Source organism: Actinosynnema sp. NPDC023658, assembly GCF_040639995.1.
Taxonomy (GTDB): domain Bacteria; phylum Actinomycetota; class Actinomycetes; order Mycobacteriales; family Pseudonocardiaceae; genus Actinosynnema.
Map to the genome: position 1 here is coordinate 1 of NZ_JBFAAX010001326.1, position 1,314 is coordinate 1,314.

Here is a 1,314-nt window from a genome sequence, read left to right on the forward strand (position 1 = left end):
ACCGACGTGTGCGCACGGCACGCGCCCGCCGTCGACGTCGACGCGCGGCGCGCTCGCCACGGGCCGCGACGCGCTTGAGCCGTCCGGACCGGCACCCGCGGGCGGACGACGGTCACCGCCGCGGGCCGATCGGGCGGTACCGGCACCCCGATCGGGGAGTGGCGACGGCTCCGGCGGGTACTCACTGAATCGTGAAACCCAACGGAGGGGTGTGACGATGGTGAGGCCGGTATCCGAACAGGTCGTCGTCGTGGCCGGTGCGTCCACCGGTATCGGGCGGGCCACCGCGCTGGCGTTCGCCGAACAGGGCACGCGGGTGGTGTGCGCGGCACGGGGCGCACAGGCGTTGAAGAGCTTGGTGCGGGAGATCGAGGGCGCGGGAGGGCAGGCGATCGCCGTGCCGACCGACGTGGCCGACCCCGCGGCCGTGCAGGCGCTGGCCGACGCCGCCGAGGAGCGCTTCGGGCGCATCGACACGTGGGTCAACGTCGCCGCCATCGCCGTGTTCGGGCGGGTGGAGGACATCACCAGCGAGGAGTACGACCGGGTGATGCGGGTGAACTTCCTGGGCCAGGTGCACGGCGTCCAGGCCGCGTTGCCCGCGCTGCGCCGCGCCGGCGGCGGGTCGATCATCGGCATCGCGTCGGTCGAGGGTGTGCGCTCCTTACCGCTGCACGCGCCCTACACGGCCAGCAAGTTCGCCCTGCGGGGCTTCTACGACTGCGTGCGGATGGAGCTGGCGCAGCAGGGCGAGCCGATCGCGGTGACCACGATCCTGCCCGCGTCGATGGACACGCCGTTCTTCGAGCACTCGCGCAGCAAGTTCGGGGCGCTGCCCAAGCCGCCGGCCCCGGTGTACGCGCCGGAGCTGGTCGCGGACAGCATCGTGTTCGCGGCCTCGCACCCGCGCCGGGAGATCCCGGTCGGCGGCTCGGCCGTGGCGTTCTACCTGGGGCAGCGCCTGTCCCCGGCGGTGACCGACGCGCTGCTGTCGTTGCGCCGACTGGGTGTGAACAGCCTGCGCAACGACCGGCCGGACAACGGGGTCGACAACTTCGACGCGCCGCTGGACGAACCCGGGCGCGTGCACGGCAGCCACCCCGGTCGGGTGCTGCACCGCAGCGCCTTCACCTCCGTGGCCCGCGGCCTGCCCAGGCCGGGTGAGGTGCTCACCGCCGTGGTGAGCCGCCTGCACCGGCGTACCGCCAAGCGCGGCCACACCGACCGCTGAAGTCGTCGCCGTGCCGCCGCACGGCGACCGCGGTCCCCGCTGGACCGGCACCCGGCCGCCCCCGGGAGCCCGGGCGGGAGCGG

The 1,314-nt window shown here is 74.4% G+C and carries 1 protein-coding gene; it reads left to right on the top strand.

What is annotated here, in order from left to right:
- The first annotated feature begins 217 nt into the window (after positions 1-217).
- Positions 218-1,231, top strand: coding sequence for an SDR family oxidoreductase (locus AB0G02_RS40685; RefSeq protein WP_360806024.1), 1,014 nt, complete (start codon positions 218-220; stop codon positions 1,229-1,231).
- Positions 1,232-1,314 lie beyond the last annotated feature (83 nt).